General features: G+C 39.8%; 17 protein-coding genes. 10 read left to right on the top strand and 7 right to left on the bottom strand.

The genetic code is table 11. The annotated features are described in order from the left end of the window. The first annotated feature begins 30 nt into the window (after nucleotides 1–30). Together lhgO and TW85_RS21130 are read left to right on the top strand one after the other, a co-directional pair. On the top strand, nucleotides 31–1,290 hold the full coding sequence (gene lhgO, locus TW85_RS21135) for an L-2-hydroxyglutarate oxidase (RefSeq protein ID WP_046019136.1): 1,260 nt from the start codon (nucleotides 31–33) through the stop codon (nucleotides 1,288–1,290). Nucleotides 1,291–1,441: 151 nt separating this feature from the next. After that, nucleotides 1,442–2,008, top strand: coding sequence for a pesticin C-terminus-like muramidase (locus TW85_RS21130; RefSeq protein WP_046019135.1), 567 nt, complete (start codon nucleotides 1,442–1,444; stop codon nucleotides 2,006–2,008). Nucleotides 2,009–2,021: 13 nt separating this feature from the next. Here TW85_RS21130 and TW85_RS21125 read toward each other — a convergent pair whose 3' ends face one another. After that, the gene (locus tag TW85_RS21125) at nucleotides 2,022–2,756 is read right to left on the bottom strand and encodes an SGNH/GDSL hydrolase family protein (RefSeq protein WP_046019134.1); all 735 of its coding nucleotides are present in this window, start codon (nucleotides 2,754–2,756) and stop codon (nucleotides 2,022–2,024) included. A 166-nt stretch (nucleotides 2,757–2,922) separates the two neighbouring features. Between TW85_RS21125 and TW85_RS21120 the strand changes: the two genes are divergently transcribed. Then, nucleotides 2,923–3,822, top strand: coding sequence for a DNA ligase (locus tag TW85_RS21120; RefSeq protein ID WP_052702344.1), 900 nt, complete (start codon nucleotides 2,923–2,925; stop codon nucleotides 3,820–3,822). Nucleotides 3,823–3,897: 75 nt separating this feature from the next. Here TW85_RS21120 and TW85_RS21115 read toward each other — a convergent pair whose 3' ends face one another. Together TW85_RS21115 and gorA are read right to left on the bottom strand one after the other, a co-directional pair. Continuing rightward, nucleotides 3,898–5,142, bottom strand: coding sequence for an MFS transporter (locus TW85_RS21115; RefSeq protein WP_046019199.1), 1,245 nt, complete (start codon nucleotides 5,140–5,142; stop codon nucleotides 3,898–3,900). A 238-nt stretch (nucleotides 5,143–5,380) separates the two neighbouring features. Further along, a complete protein-coding gene (gene gorA, locus TW85_RS21110) occupies nucleotides 5,381–6,751 on the bottom strand; it encodes a glutathione-disulfide reductase (RefSeq protein ID WP_046019133.1) in 1,371 nt (456 codons plus the stop codon). A 316-nt stretch (nucleotides 6,752–7,067) separates the two neighbouring features. Here gorA and xthA point away from each other — a divergent pair, with 316 nt between their 5' ends. Both xthA and TW85_RS21100 read left to right on the top strand, forming a co-directional pair. Continuing rightward, complete coding sequence (gene xthA, locus TW85_RS21105; protein WP_046019132.1) at nucleotides 7,068–7,892, top strand: exodeoxyribonuclease III; 825 nt, start codon at nucleotides 7,068–7,070, stop codon at nucleotides 7,890–7,892. Nucleotides 7,893–8,055: 163 nt separating this feature from the next. After that, complete coding sequence (locus TW85_RS21100) at nucleotides 8,056–8,394, top strand: metalloregulator ArsR/SmtB family transcription factor (protein WP_046019131.1); 339 nt, start codon at nucleotides 8,056–8,058, stop codon at nucleotides 8,392–8,394. 84 nt (nucleotides 8,395–8,478) lie between these two features. Here TW85_RS21100 and TW85_RS21095 read toward each other — a convergent pair whose 3' ends face one another. From TW85_RS21095 to TW85_RS21085, 3 genes are all read right to left on the bottom strand, one after another. Then, a complete protein-coding gene (locus TW85_RS21095) occupies nucleotides 8,479–9,312 on the bottom strand; it encodes an MOSC N-terminal beta barrel domain-containing protein (RefSeq protein ID WP_046019130.1) in 834 nt (277 codons plus the stop codon). Nucleotides 9,313–9,426: 114 nt separating this feature from the next. Next, a complete protein-coding gene (locus TW85_RS21090) occupies nucleotides 9,427–9,939 on the bottom strand; it encodes a DUF6691 family protein (protein ID WP_046019129.1) in 513 nt (170 codons plus the stop codon). 1 nt (nucleotide 9,940) lies between these two features. After that, nucleotides 9,941–10,378, bottom strand: coding sequence for a YeeE/YedE family protein (locus TW85_RS21085; RefSeq protein ID WP_046019128.1), 438 nt, complete (start codon nucleotides 10,376–10,378; stop codon nucleotides 9,941–9,943). 179 nt (nucleotides 10,379–10,557) lie between these two features. On the opposite strand from TW85_RS21085, the gene TW85_RS21080 reads away from it, so the two are divergent. Both TW85_RS21080 and TW85_RS21075 read left to right on the top strand, forming a co-directional pair. Then, nucleotides 10,558–11,031, top strand: coding sequence for a hypothetical protein (locus tag TW85_RS21080; RefSeq protein ID WP_046019127.1), 474 nt, complete (start codon nucleotides 10,558–10,560; stop codon nucleotides 11,029–11,031). An 11-nt stretch (nucleotides 11,032–11,042) separates the two neighbouring features. Beyond that, nucleotides 11,043–11,492, top strand: coding sequence for a TerB family tellurite resistance protein (locus TW85_RS21075; RefSeq protein WP_046019126.1), 450 nt, complete (start codon nucleotides 11,043–11,045; stop codon nucleotides 11,490–11,492). Between the two features lie 134 nt (nucleotides 11,493–11,626). Here the strand turns inward: TW85_RS21075 and TW85_RS21070 are convergent, their stop codons facing one another. Further along, complete coding sequence (locus tag TW85_RS21070) at nucleotides 11,627–12,211, bottom strand: Fe-Mn family superoxide dismutase (RefSeq protein WP_046019125.1); 585 nt, start codon at nucleotides 12,209–12,211, stop codon at nucleotides 11,627–11,629. A gap of 152 nt (nucleotides 12,212–12,363) precedes the next feature. On the opposite strand from TW85_RS21070, the gene TW85_RS21065 reads away from it, so the two are divergent. From TW85_RS21065 to cysD, 3 genes are all read left to right on the top strand, one after another. Further along, the gene (locus tag TW85_RS21065; protein WP_046019124.1) at nucleotides 12,364–13,401 is read left to right on the top strand and encodes a hypothetical protein; all 1,038 of its coding nucleotides are present in this window, start codon (nucleotides 12,364–12,366) and stop codon (nucleotides 13,399–13,401) included. Nucleotides 13,402–13,572: 171 nt separating this feature from the next. After that, nucleotides 13,573–14,970 carry a tRNA 5-hydroxyuridine modification protein YegQ gene (gene yegQ / locus TW85_RS21060; protein ID WP_046019123.1) on the top strand — a complete coding sequence of 466 codons (1,398 nt, stop codon included), beginning with the start codon at nucleotides 13,573–13,575 and terminating at the stop codon, nucleotides 14,968–14,970. Nucleotides 14,971–15,222: 252 nt separating this feature from the next. Beyond that, nucleotides 15,223–16,131, top strand: coding sequence for a sulfate adenylyltransferase subunit CysD (cysD, locus tag TW85_RS21055; protein ID WP_046019122.1), 909 nt, complete (start codon nucleotides 15,223–15,225; stop codon nucleotides 16,129–16,131). Nucleotides 16,132–16,139: the final 8 nt, after the last annotated feature.

Here is a 16,139-nt window from a genome sequence, read left to right as displayed (position 1 = left end):
AGACTAAAGTTTAACTATAGAGCATAAAATATGAGCCAAATTGAAACCCCAATCTATGACATTTCTATTTTTGGTGGCGGCATTGTGGGGCTATCAACGGCTTGGCAATTGCAACAAGCTTATCCAGATAAAAAAATAGTCCTGATTGAAAAAGAAGCTGAATTTGGTTTGCACCAAACAGGGCACAATAGTGGGGTGATTCATGCAGGCGTGTATTATCAGCCGGGTAGCTTAAAAGCGCAGTTCTGTAAGCAAGGGGCAGCTGCCACTAAAACTTTTTGTGCAGAACACAAGATTGACTTTGATGTGTGCGGCAAACTTTTGGTTGCCACGAATGCCTTAGAGCTCTCACGACTAGAAGCATTAAAACTGCGATGTGATGAAAATGAAATTCCTATTCAATGGTTAGACCAGCCTGCTTTAAGAGCTGAAGAGCCTAATATTAAAGGGCTTGCGGCGATTTTAGTTAAAGATACAGGTATCGTAAATTATCAAAAAATATGTGAAAAACTCGCTCAACTCTTTACCGAATTAGGTGGCATTCTAATGACTTCAAGTGAAGTTATAGGGTTGAAAGAAACAAATGACGCTGTGCATATTGAAATAGATCAATCTGGTGCTAAACAGGCTCCCACAAAAAGCTGGATTACTAGCCAGTTTGTAGTGGCTTGTACCGGCTTGATGGCTGATAGAACCACAAAAATGTTGGGTATAAAAACCGATTTTCAAATCATACCTTTTAGGGGGGAGTATTACCGCCTGAATGCCAAGCATGATCAAATTGTGAAGCATCTCATTTATCCTGTGCCAGACCCAGAGCTTCCCTTTTTAGGTGTGCATCTTACTCGTATGATAGATGGCTCAGTGACAGTGGGGCCAAATGCAGTACAAGGGTGGAAACGAGAAGGTTATGGCAAGCTTAACTTTAGTTTGAAAGATGTTTGGCAAATGGTGTTATTCAAAGGCTTTTGGCGTTTGTTAGCTCAACATTGGAAAACGGGTTTAAAAGAAACTCGCAACTCTTGGTTTAAGCAAGGCTATTTAAAGGAAGTTCAAAAGTACTGTGACCAAATCAATCTAGATGACTTAGAAAGCTATCCAGCGGGGATAAGAGCGCAAGCCGTTATGCAAGATGGTAGCTTGGTACATGACTTTTTATTTGCCCAATCTAAACGCTCCCTACATGTCTGCAATGCGCCTTCTCCGGCAGCTACTTCTGCATTTCCGATAGGTAAGTACATTATTGAAAAGCTGGAAGGGCTGGTGGAAGCTAATCAAACTAAAAAATAAAGGTATCAAGATGAAGGGTATAATGAGTTTATACCCTTTAACAGCTTCTAACTCAGTCGGTTTTTTAACGTAATTTTTAATCGATTTTTCATATTTTCAAACACTCTTACCAAGTTAACGTTAGTTTCCATCTAATGCCAAGGAAACTATCATGTCAGACTCCGACTTCTCACAATCAAAAATTGATTTTACCTTTATTTCGAAGCTTGAAGGTTCAAGTAATAAGGGCTATGTACCTGATCCAAAAACAAGTAAATCAGGCGTCACTATAGGGTCTGGCTTTGATATTGGCCAGCGTACTCAATCAGAACTAAAGCAGGCTTTCACTGGTGACCTATGCAAAAAACTACTGCCTTATGCTGATAAGATTAAACAAAATGCCTGTGATGTACTGGCAGAATATCCGCTTACGGTTACGACTGAAGAGGTGGACTGCATTAATGAATTCAGCCATAAAAATGCACAGTTTAATTTAATTAGAGAATGGCGAGCTGCTGATACTTATGCTGACTTCGATGCGCTATCTTCTCAGTGCCAAACGGTTATTGCTTCTGTGTCGTTTCAATATGGCAGTCTTAGATTAAAAACCCCTAATTTTTGGCGTCAAGTAACGTCAGGGGATTGGCAAGCAGCATGCAAAAACTTGCGTAACTTTGGTGATAAATATCCTAGTCGACGTAATAAAGAAGCGGACCTTCTAGAAACTTGGCTATCTTAGTAACCAAATTAATTTAGAGTTTTGGCTTTATTTTGAGTGTTTCTAAAATACTGTGACTAATTTGTTCTGCCCAAACTTGATAACCCGCCTGGTTTGGATGGTAGCCATCAATTGCCATCCACTTGGGTTGAATAGGTAGGCTTGCCTCAATAAAAGTCCAGTTTGAGCTAAGGCATAGTTTCTTTAAACACAGGTCGAGTAATTGAGACCTTAAACCAATAAAGCGGTTTAAAGGGAAGGGAAGTGCTGGAAACAGTGCCATGTCTGGTACTTGAGTAAAAAATACCTGACTATTTGGACCAGAAAACTTATCGACGCATTGCTTTAACTGTATCAGCCAGTTTTTTGTCGAAGTAAACTTGGTTGTATCATTCACACCGACAGTAATTAATAAAATATCAGGATTAATTAAGTCAGAGCTAAGTTGATTCAATTGAGATAGGGTTGCACCATTTTCAGCTAGAATATGCCAATTAATAGAGCCTGAATGAACTTGGTTGAGTCTATCGATAATGCCCTTGGTTAATCCTTGTTCGAGTTTATTAACACCAACACCTGCTACAGTACTTTCCCCTATATGCAATATATTTAAACAGGCATTTGGGGAGTGAGAGACTTGCTTTCCATCTGCAATGGGTAAGCGCAGAGTATTCGCTTTTACCTTTTTTGCTTGAAAGATAATGAGAGGAAATAAGGGAATGAATCCTATTAAGCGAATAAAATAGTTAAGACTCTGTCGGTTAGTCACTGGATATCCCTATCATTTGTATCTAAAACAGTGCTTCTATTGATACCAAGCTATTAATTTGACTCTGGCATTCATCTAATGATGAAGACTCGTGTACACTTTCTTTGTCCGCTAGGAAGGCAGACATACTTTAGCTAATTTTTTAAGCAAATGACAAGGAGTCTTTATGTTGCTTAGGTATTTAACAGATTTAACCTCTCTTATATTTAACCTCATCTCAAGAGCACAAATCTTGTGTGCTTTAACCTGCTTAGCTTTATTTTCCCCGCTTCTAAAAGCTGAATTGCCAGTGCAATTAGTGAGTGTGTATCAATCAAATATTCATCTTGAAGATTATCTTGTTAGTGAAAAATTTGATGGTGTGAGGGCAATCTGGAGAGAGGGTAAATTAGTCACGAAAAATGGTAATCCAATTCATGCACCAACTTGGTTTATAGAGGCCTTGCCTGATGTTTGGTTAGATGGTGAGCTATGGTCTAAGCGACAAGATTTTGAATTTGTTGCTTCTACCGTATTAAGTAAGAAGGTAAATCAAGAAGCATGGAAAAAGATCACCTATAAAGTGTTTGATATGCCTGATTACCAATCGCCCTTTGAAGTAAGGGCCAAAGCTTATACGGCTTTACTCAATGAGTTAAATACTGATTTTATCAAGCCTATTGAGCAAATCACTATAAAAGATAATGATGCTTTAAGTGAGATGTTAAAGGACTACACAAAAAGAGGGGCTGAAGGGCTTATTTTACATAGAAAGCAGGCAAAATTTGCGTCTGGTCGAAGTGATAATGTCCTCAAACTTAAACCTTATCAAGAGTCACAAGCGAGAGTGAAGGCGTACGTGCCTGGTAATGGAAAATACCAAGGACAAACAGGCGCTTTAGTCGTGCTTTGGCGAGAAAATCATGACAGCCCAATAATACGTTTTAAGATTGGTTCGGGCTTAAGTGATGAAGAGCGTATTGCTCCTCCAGAATTGGGTAGTCTGATTCGTTTTAAGTATCATGGCTTAACTAAAAATAAGATCCCAAGGTTCGCAAGTTATATTGGTTTAGTTAGACCTCAATAATGGCGATGCCTATGCGTTTTAAAGTTAAAATTCATAGGCATTTAAAATCATTATTTGAAGGCGAGTGACGTATCACTATGATGGTCTGGTTTGCGCCATTTTTTGTGCTTGGTAATAGATGACAATAATGGCTAATACACACAAGAGACAAACCACAAATAGGCTAACTTTAGCCTGTAGGCTTAATAACCATCCACCCACTAAAGGGCCAGTTGCAAAACCAATGGAATACAATGAGGCGGCACCGAAATAGCTACCTTTCAGGTGCGCAGGAGCGAGACGGTCAATTTGTACACTCAAAGTCGGAAATGCAATTACTTCCCCAATACTCAAAAATAGCGTACCAAGCACCCAACCATAGGCATAATCTTCAGGGGTAAAAATAAAGATTATTTGCGCTACTCCCATTAAACCTACACCTAAACGGGTTCTGAAAAAGACATTTTTCTTTTCCAATAAGGCCAAGAGGGGAAACTGAAGCAAGATCACGGTGCAGGTGTTAACGACCACAAGAATGCCAATCCATTTAACGGCATCTTCTAAGCCGCTTCTGGCTAATACTTGAGGAATCGACGACTCAATATGAGAATAGACAAACATCAGTAGTATGTTTGCAATCAAAAGGCCCATGAAAAGCTTGTCATTAGCAATTACCATAAACACTTTACGAAAGCGTATGACGGATTCATGGCTTGGGGGCAGGGTAACCCTACTAAAGTGAAAGCTAAGCCCTAGCATAAGTGCGTAAACAAAGTAGGTCACACCCGTAACATAAAACAAAGCTTGAGGCTGTGATAAGGCTAAACTGATGCCGAGAAGTGGGCCAATTGCACCGCCAGCATTGAGAATGAAATAGCGCATATTTAAGGCTAATTCCCTGTCTTTCTCTGATTCCAGGTTATCACTGATGACGGCTTTACCTGGCGCTTCAATCGTAGGTCTCATGAGACCTGCAAAAATCATTAAGGCAGCCAGTTGCCAGAGTTCATTTGCACCGCCTATGCCATAATAAATCAAACCCGCAAAAATACAGCCAATTAGCATGATGAGCTTACGGCCTAATTTGTCAGATAAGTAGCCAACATAAAGCCCAAATACCGAGGCAACGGCAGCAGACACAGCAAAGATCAAACCTATTTGAGCTTCGCTTGCATGATAATCATCGAACAAAACAACAATAAGAAAAGGCCAAGCCATAAAATAGCTAGTACGGGCTAAAAAAGTACCGAATAGAATGAGCCAAACAATGGTAGGAAAGCGTTTTATGCGTTCGAGTTTAAACAGTGAATCTGATGTTTTGGTTTGTGAGCTTATGGTCATACTTGTATAAAAATACAAACATCAAAGCATAGGGAAAGCGTTTATATTCATCCTTAATGTTGATACGAGAAAGTCTCGATTGCCGATAATTGGCAGGGTCTAGTCCGTTTAGCTTAAAGAGTGTCGAAGGGGTCTTAAGCTGAATAATGAGGGACAAGATTAGCTTAGATAAAAGCTTGAATCCAGAGGAAATAATCAGAGCAAGAATAAAGTCTCCTGCTCTGATTAAAAAGTTTGACTAGCGTTTTTTGAGAGAAGCTTCAGAAAAGGTAACAAACTCTTCAGCAGTAGAAGGGTGTACGCCAACTGTTGCATCAAAGTCTGCTTTGGTTGCGCCTGCTTTAATCGCAATACCCAAACCTTGAATAATCTCACCTGCATAGTCACCAACCATGTGGCAACCAATGACTTTATCATTGCTGTTGTCTACCAAAAGCTTAGTTAAGCAGCGAGCATCAGAGCCACTTAAAGTATGCTTCATCGCTCTGAAGTCACCTTGGTAAACTCTAAAATCAATACCACGAGCTTCTGCTTCCTGTTCGCTTAAACCAACGGTACCAATAGGCGGCTGGCTGAACACGGCAGTAGGGATATTGTCATAGTCGTACTCTTCACTTGTTCCTTCAAACCAGTACTGGATAAGTGCCATGGCTTCACCAATAGCAACAGGGGTTAGCTGCACACGGTTTATCACATCACCTAGAGCGAATACATTTGAGGTAGACGTTTCAAAGTTTTTATTAACCTTAATTGCGCCTTTATCTAGCTCAATACCAGCCGCTTCTAAATTCAAACCATCTGTATAAGGTACACGACCTGTGGCGTATAGAATCAAATCAAAGCTCTCTTCACAGCCATCTTTAAAGGTAACGATACGAGCACCTTCAACTTGGTTAGCATCAGCTAAACGCATACTTTGAATATCTGTGTTTAATCTTAGATCGACACCGGATTTGACATATTCATTGCTAGCAAAATCACGAACATCTTGATCAAAGCCTCTTAGGACTTGATCACCACGATAAGCTAAGCTGGTATCCACTCCAAAGCCATTTAGAATGCCTGCAAATTCTACGGCGATATAACCACCGCCAACAACAAGGGCTTTCTTAGGGAGTTTGTCTAGGTAGAACATCTCGTTAGAACTAACGGCAAGTTCAGCACCTTCAATCGCGGGGATATAAGGCTTAGCGCCAACAGCTATCAGGATCTTTTCTGCTGTGTAAGTTTGGCCATCGACTTCTACTGTGTGTGCATCAACAAACTTAGCGTAACCATTGATGATTTCAACACCTGCTTTGGTTAGCATGTTTTGGTAAATGCCATTCAGTCTTTCTATTTCTTTAGTTTTATTATCTCTTAATGTTGGCCAATCAAATGTCGCTTCTTGCTTAGACCAACCAAAGCCTTCTGCTTCACTAAAGCCGTGGCCATATTCAGCGCCATATACAAATAGCTTTTTTGGGACACAACCTATATTAACGCAAGTACCGCCTAAGGCACTGGCTTCAGCAACGGCGACTTTATACCCTTTACCTGCTGCTATACGGCTGGCTCTGACACCACCTGACCCTGCACCTATGACAAACAAGTCATACTGATAAGACATAATGTTAACTCCATGAAATTGCAGAAATTTAATTTTAAAATGATTCTAACAGTGGACTCTAATCTATGCCAAAAGAATCGAACTATTAAAGTGATAGGGATTGCCTTAAGTACCTTCAATGGTTTTTTTAATATTAAGCACAAAATGCGGCCTAGTTTGATACTTTTCCCTCCAGCCCGAATAGTCAGACTGAGGAAAGGTGATTTAATTCCAAGCATCTTAATAAAGCGGATAATTTTATTTTAAGCTATGGTCTTTGCTGTTACTCGCCTGCTAAGCTGGGTATCATGAACACAACCCAATACTAGGATTTGTTATGAAAATTGTTTCTTTTAACATCAACGGCTTAAGAGCGCGCCCCCATCAAATTGAAGAACTGGTAAAGAGCCAATCTCCCGATATTATTGGCCTTCAAGAAATCAAAGTTCACGATGAAGTTTTCCCACATGAAATTCCGCAAAGCATTGGTTATCACGCCTATTATTATGGTCAAAAGTCTCACTATGGTGTAGCTATCTTCTCAAAAGAAGAGGCTGTGAAAGTTGAATATGGTTTTCCAAACGATGAAGAAGATGCGCAAAGGCGCATGATCATCGCCACTTACAAGACAGATAAAGGCTTGCTGAAAGTTATAAATGGCTATTTTCCACAGGGTGAAAACATAGAGCACGAAACTAAGTTTCCTGCTAAGCAAAAGTTTTATGCAGACCTTATGGATTACTTAGAGAATCATATTGGTGATGAAGAAGTCATCGTGATGGGCGACATTAATATTTCTCCAACTGATTTAGACATAGGTATCGGGCCGCAAAATGCAAAACGTTGGCTTAAAACGGGTAAATGCAGTTTCCAGCCGATTGAGCGTGAGTGGTATGCAAAACTTGAAGATTGGGGATTAACCGATACATACCGTCATTTGAACCCAGGCAAAACTGACAGATATTCTTGGTTTGATTACCGCTCAAAAGGGTTTGATGATGAACCAAAACGAGGTTTGAGAATTGATGTCATTATGGCGACAAAAACGCTTATGACAAGCTTAAAAGATGCGGATGTTAACTATGATTTAAGGGCAATGGAGAAGCCTTCTGACCACGCACCAATATGGACCGACTTTAATATCGAGGTTTTAGCTAAATAAAAACTTTACACTAAAATTAAACCCATCTGGTTGATCTTGTTGAATAAAATTTTCTTTGTGGGTTTATAATCTTGAGTGTAAGGACAGTGTAAAAGTACCTAGCCAAGCACTTTAGCCGCGTGTAACATGGTGGTTACAAAAAGTAACGGGTTAGAGAGTGGTTATGCTAGCGAGTAATATATTTTTTCCTGAACTTTTAGCGCATACAGGTCAGGCTGCAAGCCTACTTAAAGCTATCAGTAACGAACATAGGCTGATGATCTTATGCACATTACAGTCAGGTGAATTGTCAGTTGGCGCTTTGAATAAAAGTGTTAGCTTAAGCCAATCTGCTTTGTCTCAGCATTTAGCCGTACTTCGTAAAGATAATTTGGTTGCAACAAGAAGGGACTCTCAAACAATCTATTATACAATTGCGGATGAGAGAGTCTTGGTATTGATGCAGACACTGCAGACTATGTTTAGTCAGCCTGAAGAAAAAAGAGAAATGGAACTATCTTAGATTGTTAATTTAAGTTTTTGTTTTAATTGTAATTAACTTAAGTGTTACTTAAAAATATAAGTAACACTTAAACTATTATCTTACTTAAAGCGTGTTATAAACTTCTGCTTCTCGGTACTCTAAAACCTCTAAAGTATCGCCTGCTTTAATATTTCCTTCATTCATTGCGACGATATTCATACCAAAAGTAGGGCCTTTATCTTTGCCTTCCTTCTTTAGAAAACGAAAGTTTTTAAGGCTCTTAAAGGGCTCGCCTTGGCTATTAAACTCACCTGTTTCTGGGTCTACGGTTGTGAGCGTACAACGGACACAAGGTTTCACCGTTTCAAAAATAACCTCACCAATTTTAAACCTTGCCCAAGTGTCTTCTGCAAAAGCATCACAATCATCAATAATCAGATTGGCTCTAAACTGAGCGATGTTCACTTTTTCTGGGCAAACTGCTTGTAATGCTTCTAAAGAGGCTTTTGAGGTAATTAAGAAAGGATAGCCATCAGCAAAAGCAACAGGTTTGTCAGGTCTATTGCCAGTAACTCTCTCAGATTGCTCACCGAAATACACTAGTTCAACCTCTTTACCAATAATTTGACTGAACCAGTTGTTATAGTCTTGGCCGCAGATTTGAGCAGATACTTGTGTTCCCCAAATCTTGACTGACTTATAGTCAGCGGCAAAATTACTTTGATCTAGCCTAATGCTTTTATCTTGATAACTAAGAGACAGAAGCCCTTGTGAATCATAGAGGGCGTGGATTTGAGTTAATATAGGGTACTTTCTAGCGGTCACAAAGTTGCCATTGGCTAGGACTAACATATAACGTCGATCATCGAATAAACCGCTTTGTTTCACTTGGCTAGTCTCTAGCGAGATGCCGGCTATAGATTTAACTGGGTAGATATGAATCGAGTCGAGTTTCATTTGCTAAGTTCCATCAATTAAAAAATGCGAAAGTCCCAATGATTCAAATTCACTTATCAGTAATTTGAATCAAATTAGTAGAATAGGGATGGTAAGAAAAATAAGGGATTGCTGCTAGGTTTTTCTCATTGTTGATATTGCTTGGAAGGCAAAACTTCCCACTAACATGGAAGAAAGAAAATACACACCTTCCATTGGGTTGTTTACTAGAGCGGTTAAAGCAGGACCTGGACAGTAACCCGCAAGGCCCCAGCCAATTCCAAATAAAATAGCACCGAATATTAAAGGTTTATCTAAGGCGAGCTTGCTTGGTAGTCGCCAAATTGATGTGAATTTAGGCTTTGTCATCTTATTCTTAATCGCGTAGGCCAAAACGCCAATCGAAATTGCCGACACCATGACAAAAATAAGGTCTGGATTCCAACTCGCACTTTTACTAAAAGAGCTGTCTTGAGTAAAAATAGCGCTAACATCGAGAAAGCTTAATACCGCATTTGGGTTTGCCATCTCGGATATTGCAAGGCCTGCTCCAAACAAAATACCTATTAACAAGTGCATAATAATGTGAAAAATAGGAGATGACTTGTCTTGATTAGAAACCATATTGCTTTTCATACTATTGCTCATATTAGGCTCCTATTTGAAAAAGTCGGCTAGACACATAAACGGTTATTATGGCGCTAACCATAAATGTCACTGTGGCTATGATAGAGCGTAAAGATCCTCTTGAAATACCACACACACCATGACCACTGGTACAGCCATTCCCCATTCGGGTGCCAAAACCGACAATCAGGCCAGCAATGATGAGAAGAAGAGGGGAACGATCGTTTGGCATCACAAATTGGGGTTCAAAAAATACCCCATAGCTACTGCCACCTATTAAGGTGCCAATTAGAATCATGGCGAGATAAAATTTATTAGTGCCTTGTTCTTTGCTTTTATTAAAAGCAGTCTGATTAATTAAGCCACTAACACCTAATACACGGCCATATAAAAGTAGGTAGAGCAGAGCTGCAAAACCGATTAAAACACCACCGATAACACCTGAATTAATAAATTGCATATTCCAATCCAATATAAGCTTATAGTTTATCGTTATATTGTTTTATGAAACGACTTCACTGTCAAGTTTCACCTTAGGTATCAATCAAGGAACTTTTGTGTAAATCAAAATGCTATTATAGGCATGTCTTAAATCATGGCTTTTTTGAAGTATGATGTTTAAAGGAGAGAAGAAAAAACGTGTTTAGTTTGGGGTGTGCTTATGGGCTTGCAAAAACAGTGTTTATTTTACCAACGCCACCTAAAGGTGATTATCTAGTTGGCTCTAATGGCCATTTAAACCGGCCGTCTGTGGCAGATATTATTGCTCAGGATGGTAATCATTGGCGTAAGATTCTCACTATTATGGCGAAGCTGACGGCGGCTAAAATAGATTGGCGTGAATACAGAGACACTAGACTGATACAAGAAAGCGAGTGTATTTTATTTCAAATGCCAGAAAATTTTGATCAGGATAAAATTTATTATGTTTGCGGTGGTCAAATGCAGTCGATACTAAAAGAGAGTAGAGACTTTATTCAAGTCGATGAAAAAGGTCTTTTGAAAGTCGATCAAAACCTAATTTTCTGCCCCTATCCTGATTATCGACAATTTCCAAATAAATTGATTGATTTGAATTTAGCCTATTTGAATCAAGCCTTAGAAAATAAATAAATGGAGAAAGCATGTTAGCTGCATTTAAAAAAATCATTGAGCAATTTCAAGATCCAGAAGAAGCGGTAGAAGCTGTGTCTTACCAGCAAGCGGTTGCGGCACTGCTTATTGAAGTCATGTTGGCCGATGAGAAAATTGAAGAAACTGAAAAGCAGCAAGTTTTAAAGTTAATAGAGAAAGAAACCGGACTAGAGCAAGTTGAGCAACTCTACCTTGACATAAAACAATCCGTTGAATCAGCTAATGATATGTTCCAATTTACTAATGCTATTAATGAGCATGCAGGTAAGGACGAAAAAGAAGCACTAGTAGGTGCTCTCTGGCGTGTTGCTTATGCTGATGGCGTGTTAGATGAATATGAAGACTATCGCATCAGACGTATCTGTGAACTTTTATATGTGCCTCATTCCGTTTTTATTCAAACTAAATTAGCTGCTAAAGCCGCGAAAGACGCTGAATAAAGCCTAAGGTAAGACTTTTAGACATAAAAAAACGCGATTCAGACTGGGTTTGAATCGCGTTTTTATTTGCTTTAAATTGACTTAAGTGTTTCCACAAACCCTTAAGCCAAGACTTAAAACAAAACTAACTGATTTTATGCAGCAAAGTTAGCAGCAGCAAAATCCCAGTTAGCTAGCGCCCAGAAACCTTTTAGGTAATCAGGACGAACGTTACGGTAGTCGATGTAGTAAGCGTGTTCCCAAAGGTCAACAGTCAATAGTGCTGTGTAACCGTCAGTAGAAGGAGTACCAGCATTGCTAGTGTTAACAATGTCTAATTCGCCTTCAGCTGTTTTTACCAACCAAGTCCAGCTAGAACCGAAGTTGTTAACTGCTTTGTCGTTGAATGCTGCTTGGAACTCTTCGAAAGAACCCCATTTAGCGTTGATTGCGTCAGCTAGTGCGCCTGCTGGTTGACCGCCACCTTGTGGGCTTAGGCTGTTCCAGAAGAAAGTGTGGTTCCAGATTTGTGCTGCATTGTTGAATACAGGACCAGCTGGAGCTGATGCAATGATGTCTTCTAGGCTTTTGCCTTCAAACTCAGAACCAGGAACAAGACCATTTAATTTAACAACATAAGTGTTATGGTGTTTGCCGTGGTGGAAGTCCAATGTTTCCGCTGACATGTGAGGCTCTAGAGCATCTTTTGCGTATGGTAGAGCTGGTAATTCAAACGCCATTTCTTTTCTCCTGCGATTTCATATTGAAAAATGCTTGTTATCAAGCAGTTAATGGTGCATATATAATAGCACCGAAGAATTGAAGATAATATTCCTTCAATTTGTGTGGTTATCCTTTTTTTCATTCAAAACAAGGGCTCAGTAAGAATTCAATGCCAAGACAAGATGATGATGTAGAAATTCCAAGCCTTACCTTGGACCAAGATGAAGTCAGTGACCGTCGTACTAATCAGTCCACAACGAAGAGACGATTGGCTCCTGCTTCGACTAAAGTTAAACCCTTAAATGAGGCAAAAGCACAACCCCAAGTGCAATATAAAAAGCCTAGTTTAATTGGGGTGTACCTGCTGTTATTTTTATTTGTTGGTGCTGCCTGCGCTGCTGGTTTTTGGGTCTGGCAAGACAACCAAAGACTAAAATCTGAGCTCGCTGCTACCAATACTCAACTAACTAACTTAGATCATCAACTGTTAGCGGCAGATGTGTCTGCCAATGAACAAGACTTGACGGTTGCAGAGACGTTAAAGAATCACAATAGTGAAATTCGTAAATTATGGGGTGTGTCTTATGACACTAACCGTAAGGCAATAAAAGCCAATACCACGAATGTGGCTAGTATAGATAAAAAGCAATCTAATTTACGTGAATCCCTTGCAACACAAGGCAAACTTGTTGCAGTTCAAGGTGAAGCCGTCAATGACATAGAAGCAAATTACCATAAATTGTTAGGTAATTTGAATCAAGTCGAGCAGGATAGCCAAACCCGTGCATTTGAAATTGACGCTATGCGTGAAGAGCAAGATGTTACTGGGCAAACCTTATCTAAAATGGGTGATGAAACCGCAAGTTTGATTGTGAAAGTGGAGCAGCAAAATGGTCAAATTGATGATTTGCTTAACACAATAAAAACAATGCAAACCAATAACCAAAGTGTGTCTAATCAGGTTAAATCTTTAGCAGATACATTAGCGAAGATCGAAGCAAGCATTAGCCAAATTGATGAGAAAGTAGAAGGTTTACGCAGTGCTAAACCAGATATGCCAGCTAACCTGAAAGCTCAGTTGGATGACCATCAAGAGGCCATCAATGCTATTGATGCCTTTAGAATTCAAGTGAATGGTAAACTTAACCGAATTGATACCCAAGTTAATCAAATCATGTTGGAGCAACAACTGAGTGCTGAACCATAAGATTGAGCTATTTATAAGCGCAATTTATCTCACAATATGGAATTGATAATTTTAAAAAATTGATTCAAATCAAAAAAAGGTCGACTAAGTCGGCCTTTTTTTTGATTTTGCTTTTCCCCTTAAGTCACTCGATTAAAATGCGCCCATTTTAAAAATCGACGTGAATGACTTATGACAGAACTACTTTCTCCAGCGGGTACCCTAAAAAATATGCGTTATGCTTTTGCCTACGGGGCAGATGCAGTATATGCAGGCCAACCTAGATACAGCCTAAGGGTGAGAAATAATGACTTTGATATGGCTAATCTCGCAACGGGTATAGAAGAAGCCCATGCACAAGGTAAAAAACTGTATGTCGCTAGTAACATTGCCCCTCATAACTCAAAAATTAAAACTTATCTAAGAGACATTGAGCCTGTTATCGAAATGGGCCCTGATGCCCTTATCATGTCTGACCCTGGCATGATGATGCTGATTAAAGAAAAGTGGCCCGATCAAGAGTTGCACCTTTCTGTTCAAGCCAATGCAGTAAACTGGGCAACGGTTAAGTTCTGGCATGACTATGGACTTAAACGCGTCATTTTATCCCGTGAATTATCTCTCGATGAAATAGCAGAGATACGTGCAAAAGTACCTGATATGGAGATTGAAACCTTTGTTCATGGTTCTTTGTGTATTGCTTACTCTGGTCGCTGCCTATTATCTGGTTATTTTAACCGACGAGACCCGAACCAAGGCTCATGCACCAACTCCTGTCGTTGGCAATATGATGTTAAAGATGCCAAAGAAGAGCTGTCAGGTGACATAGTGCCGGCTGATGGTAGTCATTTGTACGAACAGGCTAAAAAAGAAGCGCAAATGTTTGATCCTTCAGGCTTTGATCAGCTGGCGCTAGGGGAAAATGACGACTTTAAAACCACATTAGGTGAGGGCAAGCCTTATGATGATGTGGTTCTATTGCGTGAGCAAGGCCGAGAAGGTGAGTACATGCCAGCGTTTGAAGATGAGCATGGCACCTACATTATGAACTCTCGTGATCTTAGAGCGATTCAGCATGTGGAAAAATTGATTGAAATGGGCGTGCATTCATTAAAAATTGAAGGTCGTACCAAGTCTCATTTTTATGCCGCACGTACTGCTCAGCTTTATCGCCAAGCGATTGATGATGCAACTCATGGTCGCGCATTTGATATGAGCCTCATGGATAGGCTAGAAGGCTTAGCTAACAGAGGTTATACAGAAGGATTTTACCGTCGTCATGTGCATGATAAATATCAGAACTATCAACATGGTAACTCCCAATCGACAAAGCAGCAGTTCGTCGCAGAGATGAAAGGTTGGCACAATGGCATGTTAACCTTGGATGTGAAAAACCGCTTTAAAGTCGGTGATAGCGTAGAACTCATTACGCCAAAAGGCTCAAGGACTATCTTTATCAATACCATGTTGAATAGAAGAGGTGAGAGCGTAACTGTTGCACCTGGCTCTGGCCATGTTGTGAGCATACCTTGTGAAAGTGAACCTGCTGATATTGAGTACGGTTTAGTCATGCGTAATCTACCGAATTAAAGATTCTCTTTTTAATAAAATTCTTATTGGAAAATCAAACCTTTAAAATGAACTTCATAGGCTCAGCTTATGTAGTTCATTTTAAATATGTATATGTATAAATGTTCTATAAAAACACCTGCTTATAACTTTTTTTGAAAATAGCTTGCCTGTATAGTATCTCTCAAATGCCGAATCCATTCACTTTTAACGACTTTGAATTGTTAAAGATTTGAAGGGTTTAAAAGTCGGACACAACTGAGATAGGAAATTATGAACGAGGCGAGACTCACTCATTTAAAGCAGCTTGAGGCTGAAAGTATCCATATCATTCGTGAAGTGGCTGCTGAATTTGATAACCCTGTAATGTTGTATTCAGTAGGTAAAGACTCTGCTGTAATGCTGCATTTGGCTATGAAAGCCTTCTACCCAGGTAAACCACCATTCCCACTAATGCATGTGGACACAGATTGGAAGTTTAAAGAAATGATTAGCTTCCGTGATGAAATGGTAGCGAAATTAGGTCTTGAACTCCTAGTCCATAAAAATCCAGAAGGGATAGCACAGGGGATTGGTCCTTTCACTCACGGTAGTGCTAAGCACACCGATGTGATGAAAACCCAAGGTTTGAAACAAGCATTAGACAAGTACGGCTTTGATGCTGCATTTGGTGGTGCGCGTCGTGACGAAGAGAAGTCACGAGCAAAAGAACGTGTTTATTCATTCCGTGATAAACAGCACCGTTGGGACCCTAAAAACCAACGTCCTGAGTTATGGAACATTTATAACGGTAAAGTGAATAAAGGCGAAAGCATCCGAGTTTTCCCTCTATCTAACTGGACCGAGTTGGACATCTGGCAATATATCTACCTAGAAAGTATTCCAATTGTTCCTCTTTATTTCGCTAAACCACGTCCAGTGGTAGAGCGTGATGGCACCATGATCATGGTTGATGATGATCGTATGCCACTTAAAGAGGGTGAAGTACCTGAAATGAAATCTGTACGTTTCCGTACCTTGGGTTGCTACCCATTGACCGGTGCTGTGGATTCTGAAGCGGCGACCTTGCCTGAAATTATTCAGGAAATGCTACTGACAAAAAGTTCAGAGCGCCAAGGGCGAGTGATCGACCATGACTCAGCAGGGTCAATGGAAGAGAAGAAAAAACAAGGTTATTTCTAGGAGTTAGA

This window comes from Marinomonas sp. S3726 (genome assembly GCF_000967665.1).
Classification (GTDB): domain Bacteria; phylum Pseudomonadota; class Gammaproteobacteria; order Pseudomonadales; family Marinomonadaceae; genus Marinomonas.
This window is presented reverse-complemented; position numbering and strand designations above follow the sequence as displayed.

Coding starts and splice junctions, on each gene's coding strand:
- lhgO (WP_046019136.1), top strand. CDS start 31: ATGAGCCAAATTGAAACCCCAATCTATGACATTTCTATTTTTGGTGGC.
- TW85_RS21130 (WP_046019135.1), top strand. CDS start 1,442: ATGTCAGACTCCGACTTCTCACAATCAAAAATTGATTTTACCTTTATT.
- TW85_RS21120 (WP_052702344.1), top strand. CDS start 2,923: ATGTTGCTTAGGTATTTAACAGATTTAACCTCTCTTATATTTAACCTC.
- TW85_RS21115 (WP_046019199.1), bottom strand. CDS start 5,142: ATGACCATAAGCTCACAAACCAAAACATCAGATTCACTGTTTAAACTC.
- gorA (WP_046019133.1), bottom strand. CDS start 6,751: ATGTCTTATCAGTATGACTTGTTTGTCATAGGTGCAGGGTCAGGTGGT.
- xthA (WP_046019132.1), top strand. CDS start 7,068: ATGAAAATTGTTTCTTTTAACATCAACGGCTTAAGAGCGCGCCCCCAT.
- TW85_RS21100 (WP_046019131.1), top strand. CDS start 8,056: ATGCTAGCGAGTAATATATTTTTTCCTGAACTTTTAGCGCATACAGGT.
- TW85_RS21095 (WP_046019130.1), bottom strand. CDS start 9,312: ATGAAACTCGACTCGATTCATATCTACCCAGTTAAATCTATAGCCGGC.
- TW85_RS21090 (WP_046019129.1), bottom strand. CDS start 9,939: ATGAGCAATAGTATGAAAAGCAATATGGTTTCTAATCAAGACAAGTCA.
- TW85_RS21085 (WP_046019128.1), bottom strand. CDS start 10,378: ATGCAATTTATTAATTCAGGTGTTATCGGTGGTGTTTTAATCGGTTTT.
- TW85_RS21075 (WP_046019126.1), top strand. CDS start 11,043: ATGTTAGCTGCATTTAAAAAAATCATTGAGCAATTTCAAGATCCAGAA.
- TW85_RS21070 (WP_046019125.1), bottom strand. CDS start 12,211: ATGGCGTTTGAATTACCAGCTCTACCATACGCAAAAGATGCTCTAGAG.
- TW85_RS21065 (WP_046019124.1), top strand. CDS start 12,364: ATGCCAAGACAAGATGATGATGTAGAAATTCCAAGCCTTACCTTGGAC.
- yegQ (WP_046019123.1), top strand. CDS start 13,573: ATGACAGAACTACTTTCTCCAGCGGGTACCCTAAAAAATATGCGTTAT.
- cysD (WP_046019122.1), top strand. CDS start 15,223: ATGAACGAGGCGAGACTCACTCATTTAAAGCAGCTTGAGGCTGAAAGT.